Raw genomic sequence first — 16,417 nt, forward strand, 5'->3', positions numbered from 1 at the left:
TGCCGTGGTGCTGGGCCGCCAGCGACAACGGCTGACCGTCACGCACGAGCCATAAGGGCCTCGTCGCCGCGCTTACGCTGGTTCCGGCGGCGCGCGCGATCCGCTCGAAGGCGAGCTGGGAGGTGCTGCCCACCCCCCAACTCGCATAGGAGAGCTCGCCGGGCGCCCGTTTCGCGGCGGCGACGAGATCGGCGAAGCTTCGGATATCGGGCCGGGCCGGGCCGGCGATGAGCGCCGTCGGGACATGGGTGACGAAGCTGACCGGCGCGAAGTCCCGTTCGGGGTCGTAGGGTAGGCTGCGGTAGGTGAAGGGGTTGATCGCCATCACGTCCACCATGCCAAGGAAGAGCGTGTGACCGTCGGCCGGGGCCCGGGCGGCGGCCAGGGCACCGACCCCGCCCCCAGCGCCGAAGCGGTTCTCCACCACCACGGGCTGCCGCAGAACGGCGGAGAGCGGCTGGGCCAGCCCGCGTGCCACGACGTCGCTCAGCCCCCCGGCATTGAAGGGGGACACGATGCGCAGGGCCCGCTCGGGGAAGGCCAATGCGGGGCGGGCGAGCAGCGCCGCGCCCATGCCCGGCAGCAGCCGGCGCGAGATGTTTCGGTACAGGGCCATGGACACCTCGTGCGGATGGGGTCTGGCCGTGCCTTGCGTTCCCGCGCGCAGGCTGGGCCCACCGTTCCCCGGCAGCAATGACGTTTAGCCCACCGATCCTGCCATGGCGGGCGCATGGCAGGATCGGTGGGGAGAATGGCATTGCTGCCATGGGCATCGCCGCTACAGCATGGTGGCATGCCGAGCGACATCCCCACCCCGCGCCGCGCCCTGATCCTGGGCGCCGCCCCCGTGCAGCTGCTCGACCTCGCCGGCCCCGCCGAGGTGCTGGCCCAGGCGGGCCGGCTGCACGCCATGGCGCGCGGTCTCCCGAGCCCCGCGCCGCTTTACGACGTCGCCTGCCATGTGGTGGCCGGCCCGGGCCTGGCGCAGACCTCGGCCGGCCTCGCCTTCCGCGCGACGGAAAGCGAGGCGTCGCTCATGGGCATCGAGGCGCTGGACACGCTGATCGTGATCGGCGGCGAGGGTGCGCGCGAACGCGCCCACGACAAGCAATTGCAGAAGTTCCTGCGCCACCTGGCGCCGCGCTCCCGGCGTCTCGTCAGCGTCTGCACAGGCGCCTTCGTCCTGGCCGCCGCCGGGCTGATCGAGGGGCGGCGCGTGACCACCCATTGGCGTTACTGCGCCGAGCTGGCGCGGCGCCACCCCGGCGTCACCGTGGATCCCGAACCCATCTACATCCGCGACGGGTCGCTCTGGACGTCGGCCGGGGTCACGGCCGGGATGGATCTGATGCTGGCGCTGGTCGAGGAGGATCACGGCCATGACCTCGCGCTCGCCGTCGCGCGGGAGCTGGTGCTCTTCCTGCGTCGCCCCGGCGGCCAGAAGCAGTTCAGCGCCGTCCTGGCCGGGCAGAGCCGCGGCGGATCGCGCCTCGGCGGGCTGATGGCCTGGATGGCGGAGAACCTGCATCGCCCCCTTTCCATCGAGGCGCTGGCCGAGCGCGCCTGCCTCAGCCCCCGGCAGTTCGCCCGCGTCTTTCGCGAGGAGACCGGCGTCACGCCGGCGCGCTTCCTGGAGCAGCTGCGCGTCGAGGCGGCGCGAAGGCGGCTCGAATCCGGGCGCGGCGGGCTCGCCGCCGTGGTGGCGAGCTGCGGCTTCGGGACGGAGGAAACCATGCGCCGTGCCTTCCTGCGCCAGATCGGCGCCTCGCCCGGCGACTACCGCGACCGCTTCCGTCGCCCATCAACCACCGCCTCGAAGGACATGCACCCATGATCGACCCCGACCGCCACCTCAACATCGGCTCCCTGATCTTCGACGGGATCGACCAGATCGACCTGACCGGCCCCTTCGAAGTGCTGGCGCGCATCCCGAACTCCACCTACCGGCTGTACGGCAAGACCGGTGAGACGATCCGCGACCTGAAGGGGCTGCGCATCACCCCCGACGGCGCCATCGCCGAGGCGCCGCAGCTCGACGTGCTGCACATTCCCGGCGGCTTCGGCCAGGAGGCGCTGATGGAGGATGAGGAGGTGCTGTCCTGGATCCGCGCCCAGGCGGCGGGCGCGCACAGCATCTTCTCCGTCTGCACGGGCGCGCTGGTCTGCGGCGCGGCGGGGCTGTTGAAGGGCCGCCGCGCGACGACGCATTGGGCCTCCTTCCAGCTGCTCCCCTATTTTGGAGCGATCCCCGTCGACGAGCGGGTGGTGGTGGATGGCGATTGGGTCTTCGCGGCCGGCGTGACGGCGGGGATCGACGGGGCGCTGCGCCTCGCAGCCGAGCTGCGCGGCGATGCGGCCGCCCAGGGGATCCAGCTCTACATGGCCTATGCGCCCGAGCCGCCCTTCAACGCCGGTACGCCCGAGACGGCGCCGCCAGCGGTGCTGAAGCAGATGCAGGACCTCGTCGCCCCCGTGACCGTGCAGCGCGAGGCGACGGCGCGGCGGGTGGCCGAGAAGCTCGGCATAACGCCTGTCCTGGCAGGCTGATATAACCCTGAAGCCGGCTTGCAGTGGTTGGAGGTCGGCAGCTGTGGCGGTCGCATCGATGCAGTCCGCTCTTGCTGATTTCGCCTCATGAGCGGAAGTGCCGCTTGCGGCCAACTCCCGCGCCGCGAGTTCGTTCTTCCTCAGCTTCTTCTCGTTCGGTGGCGGGCGCTTATCTGATGGCGGGCCTGCCTGAACACGGCGGTGAGGTGCCGGGCTTCGCTGTTCCCGTCCCCGAGACCCCGATGCATCACGATACACTGCTCGCCGACTGCCTGCTCGCCGGCGGCCTGGAGCCGCGCCTCGGCGACGCCCATCGGCGCATTCTTCGATCGTCGGCTTCCCGAGCGTCGCGACACCGGAAATCCTGGACGAGCTCAACAGGTTGGCCATTCCCTATCGCTCGGCGACGCGCGCCGTCCTGCTCGACAAGACCGACGCGGTGCGGTTGCTGACCCGGATCCCCGGCGGCAGTGGTTCGCGAAGCGCAAGAGCATCGCGGCCATACTCAAGGAAGTCATGACCAACGAGGCATCGACGCTGGTCGACAGCGATGCCGCGAACAAGGCGGCGGACCCCGACCTCGCGCTGCAGGAGCTCGGCGCCGACTATGCCGGCCAGGCCTATGTCACCGCCACGGTGACCGTCTGGCACCCCCGGACCCGCGGATCGCGGCCGAGCGCCTGCGGCTGGTCGAGAAGATCATCCAGGGCCGCGACTTCACCGCGATGCCCGAGACGATCAATGCCGTGGATGCGTGGCTCGGGAACCCGCCGGGCCATGCCTACGCCAATGTTCGGCCATACGCTTGTCGTCGGGCCGACGGGCGCCGGCAAGTCCGTCCCGCTGGCACTCATGGCGCTGCAGTTCCGGCGCTACCAAGGCTCCCAGGTCTTCGCCTTCGATTTCGGTGGCCGCATCCGGGCGGTCACGCTCGCCATGTCCGGTGACCGGCACGATCTCGGGTTTGACGGCGGTGGCGTCCCGCGGGCTGATCGCATTCGGGCTCAGCCTGGTCCGGCCCGCCGCGGCTCGGTCCCGCGGAGAAAGATTTCGACGGCCCTTTCGACCTGGCCGACGATCTCCTCGGGGGAGGGCTGCTCCCGGAGGCCCAGGACGAGCATCATATGCATCTTGCCGATCGCCATGCCGAAGAGCATCCCGGCGGCCTCGCTGGCGTCCTCGACCTGGAGCTTGCCCTTCCGCGCATGCGCGGCGATGCAGCGCTCCAGCGATCCCTCGCCGCGGCCGGGCCCGGCGCGGTGGAAGGCCTGGGCGAGCTCGGGCGAGCGCCTCCCCTCGCTCGAGACCAGCCGGAACATCCCGATGTGCTTCCAGTCCAGCAGCCGCTCCGCCGCCATCAGCAGCAGGGCCGTCAGCGAGCTGCGCGGGTCGTCGCCTTCCTCCTCCGGCATGAAGACGATCAGCGGCGCCAGATGGTCCCAGATGACGGCCTCGAAGAGTGCCTCCTTCGAAGGGAAGAGCTGGTAGAGCGTTTTCTTGGACATGCGGGCGCCGCGCGCCACGTCGTCCATGTTCGCCGCCGCGAAGCCCTGCTGGAGGAAGACTGCCTCCGCCGCCTGGATCAGCTCCTGGCGCCGCTCGGCCTCGGCCGGGCGCCGGCGCAGCACGGGATCCGCGAGCACCTCCACCGCCTCGATACCGGCTCTTTCCGCTGACTTCATGGCGCCCTCCCGATGCCGACGGCCTGCAGCGTCGCACGTCGTCGGCTCCCTTGCATCACCGCCCGCGGGCCGTTGCCCCGGTCTCCTCGTTCCAGCCGCCGCCCAGTGCCTTGTAGAGCGTCACCAGCGTCTGCAGCCGCTGCACCTGGAGCGTGATCAGCTCCTGCTGCGCCGTGTAGAGCTGGCGCTGCGAATCCAGCGGCGCCTGATAGGTGTCGAGCCCGCTGCGGAAGCGCAGCATGGAAAGGCGGAAAGCGTCGGCATAGGCGGCGGCCAGGGCGGTCTGGGCCGCGATCTGCGAGTCGTAGGTGCCGCGCGCGGCCAGGACATCCGCCACCTCGCGGAACGCCGTCTGGATGGTCCGCTCGTATTCCGCGACCTGGAGCTGGGTCTGCACCTTGGCGAGATCGAGGCTGCCCCGGAGGACGCCGGCCGAGAAGATCGGCACGTTGATCTGCGGCGCGAAGCTCCAGCTCGCGCTGCCGGCCGAGAAGAGCCGGCTGAAGCTGGAGCTGGCCGTGCCCGCGCTGCCGGTCAGTGTGATCGAGGGGAAGAAGGCGGCCCGCGCCGCGCCGATATTCGCATTGGCGGCGAGCAGGTTGTGCTCCGCCGCCAGCACGTCCGGGCGCCGGACCAGGATGGAGGAGTCCATCCCGGCCGGCACCTCGGCCACCAGGGCGCCGTCGAGCGGCGCCGAGGGCAGCAGGTTCTCCGGCACGGGCGCGCCGACCAGCAGGTTCAGCGCGTTCAGATCCTGCGCCTGCTGCCGCGTGTACTGCGCGAGGCTCGCCCGCGCGGTCTCCACCGAGGTCTGCGCCTGGCGCAGGGCCAGCGCGGTCGCGGTCCCGCCGTCGTAGCCCGCCTGCGTCAGGCGCAGCGCGTCCTGCTGGTTCACCAGGGTGCGCTCGGTCAGGGCCAGCAATTCGCGGTCGCCGAGCAGGTTGAGCCAGGCATTGGCCACCTGCGCGACGAGGCTGATCTGCGAGGCGCGCCGCGTCTCGTCGTAGCCCAGATACTGCTCGAAGGCCTGCTGGCTCAGGCTCCGCACGCGGCCGAACAGGTCGACCTCGTAGGAGGTGAAGCCGATGCCACCGGACCAGGAGCGCGAGGTGATGGCGCGCCCGGTGGCGGAGAGGTTCGCGGGCGTGCGCTGGGCGCTCAGCGCGCCGGTCGCGCCGACCTGCGGGAAGAGCTCGCCGCGCTGGATGCGGTACTGCGCCTCGGCCTGGGCGACGTTGAGCGCCGCGGTGCGCAGGTCGCGGTTGTTGGCGAGCGCCAGTTCCACCACGCGCTGGAGCTGCGGGTCGCGCAGCACGTCCCGCCAACCGACCGCGTCGGCCGAGACCGAGGGATCGCCGGCGACCGGCGCGGCCGTCGGCGGCCGGCGATAGGCCGGCCCCTCCGGCCAGGCGGCCGGGACGGGCGCGGCCGGCCGCACGATGTCGGGGATGAGGCTGCAGCCGGAGAGGAGCGCTGCCGCGAGCGGCAGTGCGAGAACCGTGTTGCGCATGATCACTCTCCCGCCGCGGGCTGCGGGCTGGGGGCGGCCGGCTTTGCCTCCGCCGGGACCTTCCGCTTCACGCGGAACAGGCTCAGCACCGAGAGGAAGAAGACCGGGACGAAGACCACGGCGAGGATCGTGCCGGAGAACACGCCGCCGACCACGCCGATGCCGATGGCATTGCGCCCGCCCGCGCCCGCGCCGGTGGAGACCGCGAGCGGCAGCACGCCCAGCACGAAGGCGAGCGAGGTCATGAGGATGGGGCGCAATCGCTGACGTGCCGCGAAGACCGCGGATTCGCCCAGGGTGCCGCCGCGCTCGAACTCCTCCTTCGCGAACTCCACGATCAGGATGGCGTTCTTCGCCGTCAGGCCGACGGTGGTGAGGAGGCCGACCTGGAAGTACACGTCGTTCGCCATGCCGCCGCCGAGGGTGGCGGCCACGGCGCCGAGCACGCCGAGCGGCACGGCCAGCATCACCGCCGCCGGGATCGACCAGCTCTCGTACAGCGCGGCCAGGCAGAGGAAGACCACGAGCAGGGAGAGCAGGTAGAGCGGCGCGGCCTGCGAGCCGGACTGCCGCTCCTCGTAGGAGAGGCCGCTCCAGTCGAAGCCGATGCCGGCCGGAAGCTGCGCCGCCAGCCGTTCCATCTCGGCCATGGCCGCGCCGGTGGTGGCGCCGGCGCCGGGATTGCCCACGATCTGGAAGGAGGCGACGCCGTTGAAGCGCTCCAGCTTCGGCGGCCCGAAGGCCCACTCCGCCGTGGCGAAGGCGGAGAAGGGGACCATCTGGCCGGCCGTGTTCCGCACGAACCAGCTCTCGAGGTCTTCCGGCAGCATGCGCGAGGAGGCGTCGCCCTGCAGGAAGACCCGCTTGACGCGGCCGCGATCGACGAAGTCGTTCACGTAGCTCGAGCCCCAGGCGGCCGCGACCGTGCTGTTGATGCCGGCGATGGAAAGGCCGAGCGCGCTCGCGCGCTCCCAGTCGATGACGAGGCGGTATTGCGGCTCGTCGTCCAGCCCGTTCGGCCGCACGCCGGCGAGGAGCGGGCTTTGCGCCGCCAGGCCGAGGAGCTGGTTGCGGGCCGCCAGCAGCTGCGTGTGGCCGAGGCCGCCGCGGTCCAGCAGCTGGAACTCGAAGCCGGAGGCGTTGCCGAGCTCGGAGATGGCCGGCGGCGAGAAGGCGAAGATCATCGCATCCTGGTAGCCGCCGAAGCGCCGCATCACGCGCCCTGCCAGGGCTTGCACGCTGTTCGCGGCGCCCGGCCGATCGTTCCAGTCGCGCAGGCTGACGAAGGCCATGCCGGAATTCTGCCCGCGGCCGCCGAAGCTGAAGCCGGTGATGCCGAAGACCGAGGCGACCACGCCGCGCTCCTCCTCCAGCAGGTAGCGCGTCACCTGGTCCACGGCGCGCTGCGTGCGCTCCACGGTCGCGCCCGGGGGCGCCACCACCTGGACGAAGAGCGTCCCCTGGTCCTCGTCGGGGACGAAGGCCTTGGGCAGCCGCACGAAGATGACGCCCATGCCGACGACCAGCGCCAGGTAGATGAGGAACATCCGCTTCGGGCGGCGCAGCGCGGCGCCGACGCCGCGTGCATAGCCGTGGGCGCCGCGGTCGAAGTTGCGGTTGAACCAGCCGAAGAAGCCGCGCTTCTCGTGGCTCGCCTTGGTCGGCTTCTTCAGCAGCGTGGCGCAGAGCGCGGGCGTGAAGATGATCGCCACCAGCACCGAGAGCCCCATGGCCGTGGCGATCGTGATGGAGAACTGGCGGTAGATCACGCCCGTGGAGCCGCCGAAGAAGGACATGGGCAGGAAGACGGCGGAGAGCACCAGAGCGATGCCCACCAGCGCGCCGGTGATCTGGTCCATCGACTTGCGCGTGGCTTCCAGCGGAGAGAGGTCCTCCTCCTCCATCAGCCGCTCGACATTCTCGACCACGACGATCGCGTCGTCCACCAGCAGGCCGATGGCGAGCACCAGGCCGAACATGGTCAGCGTGTTGATGCTGTAGCCCAGCGCCAGCAGCACGGCGAAGGTGCCGAGCAGCACGATGGGCACGGCGATGGTGGGGATCAGCGTCGCGCGGAGGTTCTGCAGGAAGAGGTACATCACCAGGAAGACGAGGACGATGGCCTCGATGAGCGTCTTCACCACCTCCTCGATGGAGAGGCGCACGAAGGGCGTGGTGTCGTAGGGGTAGACCACGTCCACGCCGGCCGGGAAGGTCGGGCGCAGGCGCTCGATGGTGGCGCGCACCGCCTGCTCGGTGTCCAGCGCATTGGAGCCGCTGGCGAGCTTGATGGCGATGCCCGAGGCGGGGTTGCCGTTGTAGAGCGAGGAGATGGCGTAGTTCTCGCCGCCCAGCTCCACCCGCGCGACGTCGCGCAGCAGCACGCGCGAGCCGTCGGGCTGGACCTTCAGCAGGATCGTGCCGAACTGCTCGGGCGTCTGCAGGTAGGACGGGCCGATGATGGTGGCGTTGAGCTGCTGCCCCTGCACGGAAGGCAGTGCCCCCAGCTCGCCCGAGGCGATCTGCACGTTCTGCGCCTGGATGGCGGTGGAGACGTCGGCGGGCGTCAGGCTGAAGTTCACGAGCTTCGCGGGGTCGAGCCAGATGCGCATGGCGTATTGCGCGCCGAAGAGCTGGTAGTCGCCCACGCCCGGCGTGCGGCTCAGCGCGTCCTGCACGCTGGAGGCGATGAAGTCGCCGAGGTCGGCGTTGTTCAGGCGCCCGTCGGTGGAGACGAAGCCGACCACCAGCAGGAAGTTGCGCGTCGCCTTGGCGATGCGCAGCCCCTGCTGCTGCACCGCCTGCGGCAGGCGCGGCGTGGCCAGCGCGACCTTGTTCTGCACCTGCACCTGCGCGACGTCGGGGTCGGTGCCCTGGGCGAAGCTCAGCGTGATGGTGGCGCTGCCGTCCTTGGCGCTCTCCGAGTTGAAGTAGAGCAGGTTGTCGATGCCGCTGAGCTGCTGCTCGATCACCTGCACCACCGTGCTCTGCACCGTCTCGGCCGAGGCGCCGGGATAGGTGACGGAGATGGAGATCGAGGGCGGCGCGATGCTCGGATATTGCGCGATGGGAAGGGTGCGGATCGCCAGGATGCCGACGAGCATCGTCGCGATCGCGAGCACCCAGGCGAAGATCGGGCGGTCGATGAAGAAGCGGGCCATGACGTGCGCCTAGCGGCTTGCCGGCGCGGGGGCCGCGCCGCGCTCGTTCAGCGCCTGCTGCGTGGTCTCCGTGGCGTTCACCTTGCCGCCGGGGCGGGCGCGCTGCAGGCCCTCGACGATCACGCGGTCGCCCTCGCGCAGGCCGTCGGTCACGAGCCAGGCGTTGCCGATGGCGCGCTCGGCCTTGATGATCCGGGCCGCGACGGTGCCCTCGCCATCCACGACCATCGCCGTCGCCTCGCCGCGCGGCGTGCGGGTCACGGCCTGCTGCGGCACCATGAGCGCCTGATCTGTGACGCCCTCCTCGATGCGGGCGCGCACGAAGAGGCCGGGCATGAGCTGGCCCTGCGGATTGGGGAAGACGGCGCGGATGGTGATCGAGCCGGTCCCCTGGTCGACGATGACCTCGGAGAATTGCAGCTGCCCGGCCTCGGGATAGGCGGTTCCGTCCTCCAGGGTCAGGCGGACCACGGCCTGGCCCTCGCCGTCGCGGCGGAGCGTGCCGCTGGCGAGGTCCCGGCGCAGCCGCATGACGCGCGCGGCCGGCTGCGTCACGTCCACATAGATCGGATCGAGCTGCGTGATGGTGACGAGGGAGGCCTCCTGCTGGGCGGTGACCAGCGCGCCCGGCGTGACGGTGGAGCGCCCCGTGCGCCCGGGGATCGGGGAGGTGACGGTCGTGTAGTCGAGGTTGATGCGCGCGGTCTGCACGGCGGCGCGCGCCTGCGCGATATCGGCCTGGGCCTGGCGCAGCGCCGCCTCGGCCAGGTCGAGATCCTGCTGGCTGACGGCGCGGGCGCGGACCAGCGGCCGGTAGCGGTTGACCGTGACCGCAGCGGAGGCGGCCGTGGCCTCGTTGCGCTGGAGCGTCGCCTGGGCGCTGTCCAGGGCCGCCTGATAGGGCGCCGGATCGATCTGATAGAGGTGCTGGCCGGCCTGGACCTCGGCGCCCTCGGCGAAGAGGCGCTCGCGGACCACGCCGCCGACCTGCGGGCGGACCTCGGCGGTGCGGAAGGCCGCGGTCCGGCCCGGCAGCTCCGTGGTGATGGTCACGGGCTGCTGGCGGAGGGTGACCACCGTGACCGCTGGCGGCGGCGGCGCGGCGGGGGCGGCCTGCCCGCCGGCCTCGTCGCACCCCGAGATGAGGAGGGACCCGGCGAGGGCAGCAAAGGGCGCAATGCGCAGGCGGGCGTGGAGGCGACTGGGCATGGATAGGCCTTCCGGGATGGAAACTTATCAGTTTCCGTACGGATACTGGCGAGTTTCCGCCCTGTCAAGCGTCGTGCTGCGATGCAGCAAATCCGGTCAACCGCCAGGCCTGACCCGTGCCAGCGGAGCCGGAAGGTATCGTGGATGTGTCACGCGGCCGCCCGCCGGCCGCAATGAGAAGGCTGTCGCTGGATATCGGGGGGCGTTTAATATACTATATGATCTTCAGCGCCGTTGAGCGGCTGGAGAAGGACGCGCATGAAAATCGCCATCGTCGGTGCCGGCATTGCCGGCCTCTCCACGGCCTGGTCGCTGACGAAGCGGGGCGAGCAGGTCACCCTTTTCGAGCAGGGCGACATCCCCAACCCGCTCTCGGCCTCGGGCGATCAGCATCGGCTGATCCGTCGTGCCTATGGCGGCATGGATGGGTATTCGCAGCTTATCAGCGAGGCCTTCGACGCCTGGGACGAGCTCTGGACCGATCTCGGCGAGTCCTACCTGGAGAATCGCGGCGTCATCGCGATCAACCAGTATCCGAACGACCTCGGCCTCAGCTTCGTCGCGAGCATGCGCCGGGGCGGCCACGCCTTCGAGACGATGAGTCCGGGCGAGGCCGCGGAGCGCTACCCCTTCCTGGATCCCGCCAGCTTCCGGCAGGCCTATTACAGCCCGGAGGGCGGCCCGCTGCTGTGCCAGAAGATCGGCGCCGGCCTCGCCGCCTGGCTTCGGGGGAACGGCGCCACGCTGCGGCCTTTCACACGCGTCGCCTCCCTCGATTCCGCGGCGGGCGTCCTCACGCTCGACGGCGGCGGGGCCCTGACCTTCGACCGCATCGTCGTCACCGCGGGCGCCTGGGTCCTGCGCCTCTTTCCGGAGTTGGCGGACACGCTCACGGTCTGCCGCGCCCCGTCCGTCTATGTCAGGCCGCCGGAGCATCTGCGGCAGGCCTGGGAGAAGGCGCCCGCGGTGCAGAACATCGGCGGCATCCTCTCCGGGTACGTCCTGCCGCCCGCCCGCGGGACGGAGCTGAAATTCGCGGCCGGCGCCCTCCGCCGCCTCGCGCATGACGCGGATGCCGACCGCGTCGCCGCTCCGGAGGAAGGGGAACTCCTGCGCAACCTTTTCTCCCCGCCTCTGATGCGCGTCGGCGACTACGAGATCCTGCGGACCGTCACCTGCGCCTACACCTTCACCGAGGATCTGCGCTTCTTCGGCCGCGCCTTCGGCAAGGCGCTGGTGATCTCGCCCTGCTCGGGTCACGGCTACAAGTTCGGTGCCGCGACCGGCCGGCGCGTGGCCAATGCGGTGCTGGACGGCGACACCGGCCGGCTCGCGCGCTGGCTGCGCGCCGAGGAGCTTTCGCCGCGCCACATGGCCGCCTGAGGAGCTGCTGCCATGTCCCGTCGGATGCGCCTTGTCGCCTATCTGAAGACCGGCCCCACCGCCAACCATTCCGGCGGCTGGCGCCATCCCGCCTCCGTCCTCGACGACATCTTCTCGCCGGAGCGCTACGAGCAGGTCGCGAAGCTGCTGGAGGCCGCGTGCTTCGACGCCGCCTTCTTCGCCGACACCGCCGGCGTGCCCGACATCCACAAGGGCAGCTACGCGACCTATCTCGGCCTCGGCGGGCAGATCAGCTATCTCGACCCTATGGCGGTGCTGCCCTTCATGATGCGGGTCACGAAGCGACTGGGGCTGGGCGCCACGCTCTCCACCACCTTCCACCATCCCTTCCACCTGGCGCGCATCCTCGGCTCCATGGACGTGCTGAGCGGCGGGCGGATGTGCTGGAACGTCGTGACCTCGGCCACCGACTTCGAAGCGCGGAACTACGGCGGCGACAACATCCCGCCACGTGACGAACGCTACGACCGCGGCGACGAGGTGCTGGAGGCCTGCCTCGCGCTCTGGCACGGCTGGGATGCCGACGCCATGGTGATGAATAAGGACAGCGGTGTCTTCGTCGACGCCTCCAAGGTGCGCTACGCCGACTATAGGGGCCGCTTCGTCAGCACGCGCGGCCCGCTGCCCACGCCCCGGAGCGCGCAGGGCCATCCCGTGCTGATGCAGGCCGGCGCCTCACCGCGCGGGCGCGAGTTCGCCACACGCTGGGCGGAGCTCATCTTCGCCACCCCATCCGCCAAGGACGATGCGCTTGTCTACTACGCCGACATCAAGCGGCGCCTGGCGGAGGCCGGACGCGACCCGGCGAGCTGCGCCGTGCTGCCCTCGGCCGCGGTGGTGGTGGGCGAGACCCAGGAGATCGCGAAAGAGAAGGCGGCCTACCTGAACGCGCTGATCAACCCGGAGCTGGTGCTGGCGGCGCATTCCAACACGATCGGCCTGGATCTCAGCAAGCCGCTGCCGGAGGGGGATCTGGCGCCGGGCCAGGGCATCCAGGGCTCGCTCGACCGCGTGAGGGCCCGTGCGAAGAAGGAGGGCATCAGCTTCGTCGAGGCGGCGAGCCGCCCGCGAAACCTGATGGTCGGCACGCCCGGGGACGTGGCGGATCAGATGGAGGACTGGTTCCAGGGCGGCGCCTGCGACGGCTTCGTGCTCTGGCCCACCATCAGCCCCGGCATGTTCGAGGATTTCTGCCGGCTGGTGGTGCCGGTGCTGCGGAAGCGCGGCCTCGTGCAGCGCGAGTATTCCGCCGCGACGCTGCGGGACAATCTGCGCGTCTGATGCGCCAGACGCAGGAGGGCGCGGGCTTCGCGCCGCGTCATGGGAATCTGGCCGCTCAGCGGCCGGCGCCCGGCGCCTGAGGGCATGATCAATACGGCCGGATGCGCCGTTCCAGCAGCCGCACCAGCCCGCCGATGGTGATGCTATAGGCCAGGAAGAGGATCCCGGCCGCCGTCAGCGGTTCGACATAGCGGAAGCTGTCCGAGGCCTTGTCGAAGGCGACGCCCAGCAGCTCCGGCACGCCGACCACGGCCAGGTAGGGCGTCGTCTTGAGCAGCGAGATCATGTAGTTCGCCGTGGGCGCGGCCACGAAGCGCAGGGTCTGCGGCAGCACGACGAGGCGCGCCACCTGCATGCGCCTGAGGCCGAGCGCCCGGGCCGCCTCCACCTGCCCATGCGGCACCGCGTCGATCCCCGCGCCGAAGACCTCGCCCAGGAAGGCGCCGAAATGCACGGCCAGCGTCAGGACGCCGACCGTCGTCGCGCTGAGCACGATGCCCCAGACCGGGAGCACGAAGTACAGGAAGTAAAGCTGCGCCAGGAACGGGCTCAGCCGGATGGCCTCGGTGAAGCCCGCGCAGGCCACGAGCCCCACGCGCCCGCTGCGCCGTCCCAGCGCCAGCACGAGCCCCACGAGGATCGCGCCGACCGAGCCCAATGCCGCCGCCAGCAGGGTCATGAGCGAGCCTGCCAGGACGTCGGGCAGGATCTCGAGGAAATAGTCGGGATCGAAGCCCATCCCTAGCGCCCCCGTGTGCGGGAGCGCCGCGCCAGCGCATGCAGGGCGAGGGCGAAGGGCAGGCAGACCACCACGTAGATCAGCAGCAGGCCGGTGTAGATCTGCGCCGGCTGATAGGTGGCCTGCATCGCCTCCTTGGCGCGGAAGGTGATGTCCGCGAGGCCGATCAGCGAGATGTTCGCCGTCGTCTTGATGATCTCGATGACCTCGTTGCCGGCGATGGGCACCACCTTGCGCAGCGCCTGCGGCAGCTCGATCAGCAGCAGGACGCGGCTGCGCCGGAGGCCGAGCGACAGCCCCGCCTCGACCTGGCCCCCGCCCACGGATTCCAGCGCCGAGCGCAGCGCCTGCGAGCCGTAGGCGCCGATGTTGCAGCCGATCACCACGGCGCCGACCGTGTAGGCGCTCAGGTACACCTCGAAGGCCGGCCCGACGTAGTAGAAGAAGAACATCAGGATGATGACCGAGGAACTGCGCCAGAAGTCGATGAAGAGCGAGACGAACAGCCGCGGCACGCCCCGCAGCACAAACTCCGCGATGCCGAAGACGAGCGCGAAGGGAAAGGCGATCGCCGCCGAATAGAGCGCGACCAGGGCGGTGACGCCCAGCCCCTGCAGCATCCAGCCGATGAGCTGGACGAAGCTCACGCCGCGAAGGACGCCGCCATCGGGTTCAGGCGTCCCGGCACAGGCGTTCCGTGTCCGCGCCGACCGGCAGGTCGGCCTCGGAGAAGCGGTAGCGCTCCAGGATGGTCTTGAGCCCGCCGTCGCGCAGCAGCGCGGCGATGCCCTCGTCGAAGAGCCTCTTCAGGTCGGCGTCCGCCGGGCGGAAGGCGAAGGCGGCGAAGCCGAGCTTCTCCTCGCCATTGGGATAGACGTGGCCGGTGAAGGGCACGGCGCGTTGGAGGCCAGCGATGTTCGGGTCGTCCATCAGCGCGATGGTCAGGCCGAGGGAGAAGCCGCCGCCGTCCACGCGGTCGGCCTGCAGCGCGCTGATGAGCGACTGCGCGTCCGGCAGCAGCAGCTGGCGGGCGAGGGGGATGCCGGCCAGCTCCGCATTCTGGGCATTGATGCTGCCGCGCACCGTGCCGAAGCGCAGCGCGGGATTGTCCACGAAATCCTTGTAGCTGCGGATGTTGTGCGGATTGCCCGCCTTCACGACGAGCCCGTCGGCCACGCGGAGGTAGGGCGTGCTGAAGCCCACCAGCCGGCAGCGCTGCGGGGTGACGTAGAGGCCGCCATTGCTCATGTCGAAGCGGCGGGCCTGCAGGCCGGGGATCAGGCCGTTGAACTGCGTGCTGACCGTCTCGATCTCGGTGACGCCGCGGGGGGCGAAGACGGCGCGGATGACGTCGGGCTCGATGCCGGCCAGGTTGCCGTCCGTGTCCCGGAAGGACCAGGGGCGGCTGTTCACGAAGCCGACCGAGACCTTCTTCGCGGCCAGGATGCGGTCGAGCGTCGCATCCGCGCGCGCCGGCCGGTTCACCAGCACCGCGGCCGCGGCGAGCGAGGCGCCGAGGGTCCGGCGCGTCAGCCGGAAGGCGTTCATCGGGTGGCGCGGCATCGCAGGTCCCTTTTCTGGCTTGGTCGATCGGGGCGGGGGCCCCGGTACGGAGGTCACGCGATAAAAAGCTCGCGCGGGAAGCGGGTGATGAGCTCGTGGCCCTCGGCGGTCACGGCCAGCGTGTCGCTGAAGCCGAGGCCGTTGGCCGACTGGATCATATGGAAGACCATGCCTTCCTCGAGCACGAAATCCGCCTGGGGCGTGAACTCGCGGAGGAACTCGCCGGGGCTTGGGCGGAAGTTCAGGCCGAGCGCATAGCCCACGCGGTTGGTGTAGCTGGCGCGGTCCTTCAGCCCCGCGGCGATCATCGGCTCGCGGCAGAGCCGGTCGATCTCGCGGCAATGGACGCCGGCACGGATGGCGGCGAAGCCGGCGGCCTGCGCGCCCAGGATCACCTCGGCGACGCGCGCCTGCTCGTCGGTCGGCTGCGCGCCGAGCAGGCCGGAGCGGAGCATGCGTGCCCAGTAGTGGTTCCGGATGCCATGGAACTCATAGAAAAGCTGATCGCCCCGCTTCAGCACGCGGTCGGTCCAGGGGCCGTGCGATTGGCCGGTCCGCTCGCCCGTGGCGAGCACGCCGTCGATCGGCAGGTCGCTGCCGGCGCGGACGCGCGCATGGGCCATGGCTGCGGCGACCTCCCGCTCGCTCGCGCCCGCATGCGTGGCGTCGATGGCCGCCTGCATGCCGGCCTCGACGATGCGGGCCGCCTGGCGCAGCGTCTCGATCTCCAGCGGCGACTTCACGACGCGGAGCGTGTCGATAAGGCGCCCGTCCGTCACGATCCGCGCATCCGGCAGCCCCGCCAGGAGCTGCTCGTAGCGCTCGGCCGTCAGGTACCAGGAGTGCTTGTCCACGCCGATGCGCGCACCGGCGAAGCCGTGGGCCGCCACGCTGGCGCACAACGTGCCGATCGGATCCTCGTCGTCCCTGTAGCTGATGAGGTCGGAGAGCTCCGTGGTGGACGTCGCCGCCCGCATTTCCAGGTGGCGCAGCACGAGGAAGGGCTCGCCGACGAGCGGGATGCCGAGGACGATCGGGGCGAAGAAGGCGGGGGTGTGGAAGCCGGTGCTCCAGCAGATCGCCTCCGGATTGAATTGCAGGAGGAGGTCGAGCTCCTGCTCAGCCATGGCCTTCCGGACGGCGGCGAGGCGGCGACCGTATTCATGAGGCGGGAAGTACATGGCGGGCTGCACCTCGTGTTCCGATGGTGGCCAGCGCCCCGGCCTTTAATGAACGGTGTTCACTATCTTGCATGGATCAGGTGGCCGTCAACCGTGTATGTGCGTGGTCGTCACGGTCCGTCGTCGTCCGGGAAGCCCCA

The 16,417-nt window shown here is 70.5% G+C and carries 13 protein-coding genes and 1 pseudogene; 5 read left to right on the top strand and 9 right to left on the bottom strand.

What is annotated here, in order from left to right; translation table 11 throughout:
- On the bottom strand, positions 1-616 hold a 616-nt coding region (locus AC1ROY_RS08530; RefSeq protein WP_493148370.1), incomplete at its 3' end, for a Bug family tripartite tricarboxylate transporter substrate binding protein.
- A 177-nt stretch (positions 617-793) separates the two neighbouring features.
- Here AC1ROY_RS08530 and AC1ROY_RS08535 point away from each other — a divergent pair.
- The 3 genes and pseudogenes from AC1ROY_RS08535 to AC1ROY_RS08545 all read left to right on the top strand — a co-directional run.
- The gene (locus AC1ROY_RS08535; RefSeq protein ID WP_493148371.1) at positions 794-1,834 is read left to right on the top strand and encodes a GlxA family transcriptional regulator; all 1,041 of its coding nucleotides are present in this window, start codon (positions 794-796) and stop codon (positions 1,832-1,834) included.
- On the top strand, positions 1,831-2,547 hold the full coding sequence (locus tag AC1ROY_RS08540; RefSeq protein ID WP_493148372.1) for a DJ-1/PfpI family protein: 717 nt from the start codon (positions 1,831-1,833) through the stop codon (positions 2,545-2,547). The genes AC1ROY_RS08535 and AC1ROY_RS08540 overlap by 4 nt, the downstream gene beginning before the upstream one ends.
- 221 nt (positions 2,548-2,768) lie before the next feature.
- A pseudogene (locus tag AC1ROY_RS08545) lies at positions 2,769-3,510 on the top strand (conjugal transfer protein TrbE); the annotation flags it as partial.
- Positions 3,511-3,551: 41 nt separating this feature from the next.
- On the opposite strand, the gene AC1ROY_RS08550 reads toward AC1ROY_RS08545, so the two are convergent.
- The 4 genes from AC1ROY_RS08550 to AC1ROY_RS08565 are packed head-to-tail and all read right to left on the bottom strand — an operon-like array spanning position 3,552 to position 10,109.
- On the bottom strand, positions 3,552-4,229 hold the full coding sequence (locus AC1ROY_RS08550) for a TetR/AcrR family transcriptional regulator (protein WP_493148373.1): 678 nt from the start codon (positions 4,227-4,229) through the stop codon (positions 3,552-3,554).
- Positions 4,230-4,284: 55 nt separating this feature from the next.
- Positions 4,285-5,739: an efflux transporter outer membrane subunit gene (locus tag AC1ROY_RS08555; RefSeq protein WP_493148374.1), complete on the bottom strand. Its 1,455-nt coding sequence runs from the start codon at positions 5,737-5,739 to the stop codon at positions 4,285-4,287.
- A gap of 2 nt (positions 5,740-5,741) precedes the next feature.
- Entirely contained in the window at positions 5,742-8,900 is a 3,159-nt protein-coding gene (locus AC1ROY_RS08560; RefSeq protein WP_493148375.1) for an efflux RND transporter permease subunit, read from the bottom strand.
- Between the two features lie 9 nt (positions 8,901-8,909).
- The gene (locus AC1ROY_RS08565; protein ID WP_493148376.1) at positions 8,910-10,109 is read right to left on the bottom strand and encodes an efflux RND transporter periplasmic adaptor subunit; all 1,200 of its coding nucleotides are present in this window, start codon (positions 10,107-10,109) and stop codon (positions 8,910-8,912) included.
- Between the two features lie 258 nt (positions 10,110-10,367).
- Here AC1ROY_RS08565 and AC1ROY_RS08570 point away from each other — a divergent pair, with 258 nt between their 5' ends.
- Positions 10,368-11,492 (top strand): NAD(P)/FAD-dependent oxidoreductase, encoded by a 1,125-nt coding sequence (locus tag AC1ROY_RS08570; RefSeq protein ID WP_493148377.1) that lies wholly within the window; start codon positions 10,368-10,370, stop codon positions 11,490-11,492.
- 12 nt (positions 11,493-11,504) lie between these two features.
- Positions 11,505-12,794 carry an NtaA/DmoA family FMN-dependent monooxygenase gene (locus tag AC1ROY_RS08575; RefSeq protein WP_493148378.1) on the top strand — a complete coding sequence of 430 codons (1,290 nt, stop codon included), beginning with the start codon at positions 11,505-11,507 and terminating at the stop codon, positions 12,792-12,794.
- A gap of 88 nt (positions 12,795-12,882) precedes the next feature.
- On the opposite strand, the gene AC1ROY_RS08580 is transcribed toward AC1ROY_RS08575, so the two are convergent.
- Genes AC1ROY_RS08580 through AC1ROY_RS08595 form a run of 4 tightly spaced genes read right to left on the bottom strand, consistent with a single transcriptional unit; the run spans position 12,883 to position 16,277 of the window.
- Complete coding sequence (locus AC1ROY_RS08580; protein ID WP_493148379.1) at positions 12,883-13,533, bottom strand: amino acid ABC transporter permease; 651 nt, start codon at positions 13,531-13,533, stop codon at positions 12,883-12,885.
- Between the two features lie 2 nt (positions 13,534-13,535).
- Complete coding sequence (locus tag AC1ROY_RS08585; protein WP_493148380.1) at positions 13,536-14,180, bottom strand: amino acid ABC transporter permease; 645 nt, start codon at positions 14,178-14,180, stop codon at positions 13,536-13,538.
- Between the two features lie 25 nt (positions 14,181-14,205).
- Entirely contained in the window at positions 14,206-15,096 is an 891-nt protein-coding gene (locus AC1ROY_RS08590; RefSeq protein WP_493148381.1) for a transporter substrate-binding domain-containing protein, read from the bottom strand.
- Between the two features lie 53 nt (positions 15,097-15,149).
- Positions 15,150-16,277: a M24 family metallopeptidase gene (locus tag AC1ROY_RS08595; protein ID WP_493149012.1), complete on the bottom strand. Its 1,128-nt coding sequence runs from the start codon at positions 16,275-16,277 to the stop codon at positions 15,150-15,152.
- Positions 16,278-16,417 lie beyond the last annotated feature (140 nt).

Source organism: Roseococcus sp. GW821-FHT12F05 (genome assembly GCF_058806835.1).

Coding starts and splice junctions, on each gene's coding strand:
- AC1ROY_RS08535 (WP_493148371.1), top strand. CDS start 794: ATGCCGAGCGACATCCCCACCCCGCGCCGCGCCCTGATCCTGGGCGCC.
- AC1ROY_RS08540 (WP_493148372.1), top strand. CDS start 1,831: ATGATCGACCCCGACCGCCACCTCAACATCGGCTCCCTGATCTTCGAC.
- AC1ROY_RS08550 (WP_493148373.1), bottom strand. CDS start 4,229: ATGAAGTCAGCGGAAAGAGCCGGTATCGAGGCGGTGGAGGTGCTCGCG.
- AC1ROY_RS08555 (WP_493148374.1), bottom strand. CDS start 5,739: ATGCGCAACACGGTTCTCGCACTGCCGCTCGCGGCAGCGCTCCTCTCC.
- AC1ROY_RS08560 (WP_493148375.1), bottom strand. CDS start 8,900: ATGGCCCGCTTCTTCATCGACCGCCCGATCTTCGCCTGGGTGCTCGCG.
- AC1ROY_RS08565 (WP_493148376.1), bottom strand. CDS start 10,109: ATGCCCAGTCGCCTCCACGCCCGCCTGCGCATTGCGCCCTTTGCTGCC.
- AC1ROY_RS08570 (WP_493148377.1), top strand. CDS start 10,368: ATGAAAATCGCCATCGTCGGTGCCGGCATTGCCGGCCTCTCCACGGCC.
- AC1ROY_RS08575 (WP_493148378.1), top strand. CDS start 11,505: ATGTCCCGTCGGATGCGCCTTGTCGCCTATCTGAAGACCGGCCCCACC.
- AC1ROY_RS08580 (WP_493148379.1), bottom strand. CDS start 13,533: ATGGGCTTCGATCCCGACTATTTCCTCGAGATCCTGCCCGACGTCCTG.
- AC1ROY_RS08590 (WP_493148381.1), bottom strand. CDS start 15,096: ATGCCGCGCCACCCGATGAACGCCTTCCGGCTGACGCGCCGGACCCTC.
- AC1ROY_RS08595 (WP_493149012.1), bottom strand. CDS start 16,277: ATGTACTTCCCGCCTCATGAATACGGTCGCCGCCTCGCCGCCGTCCGG.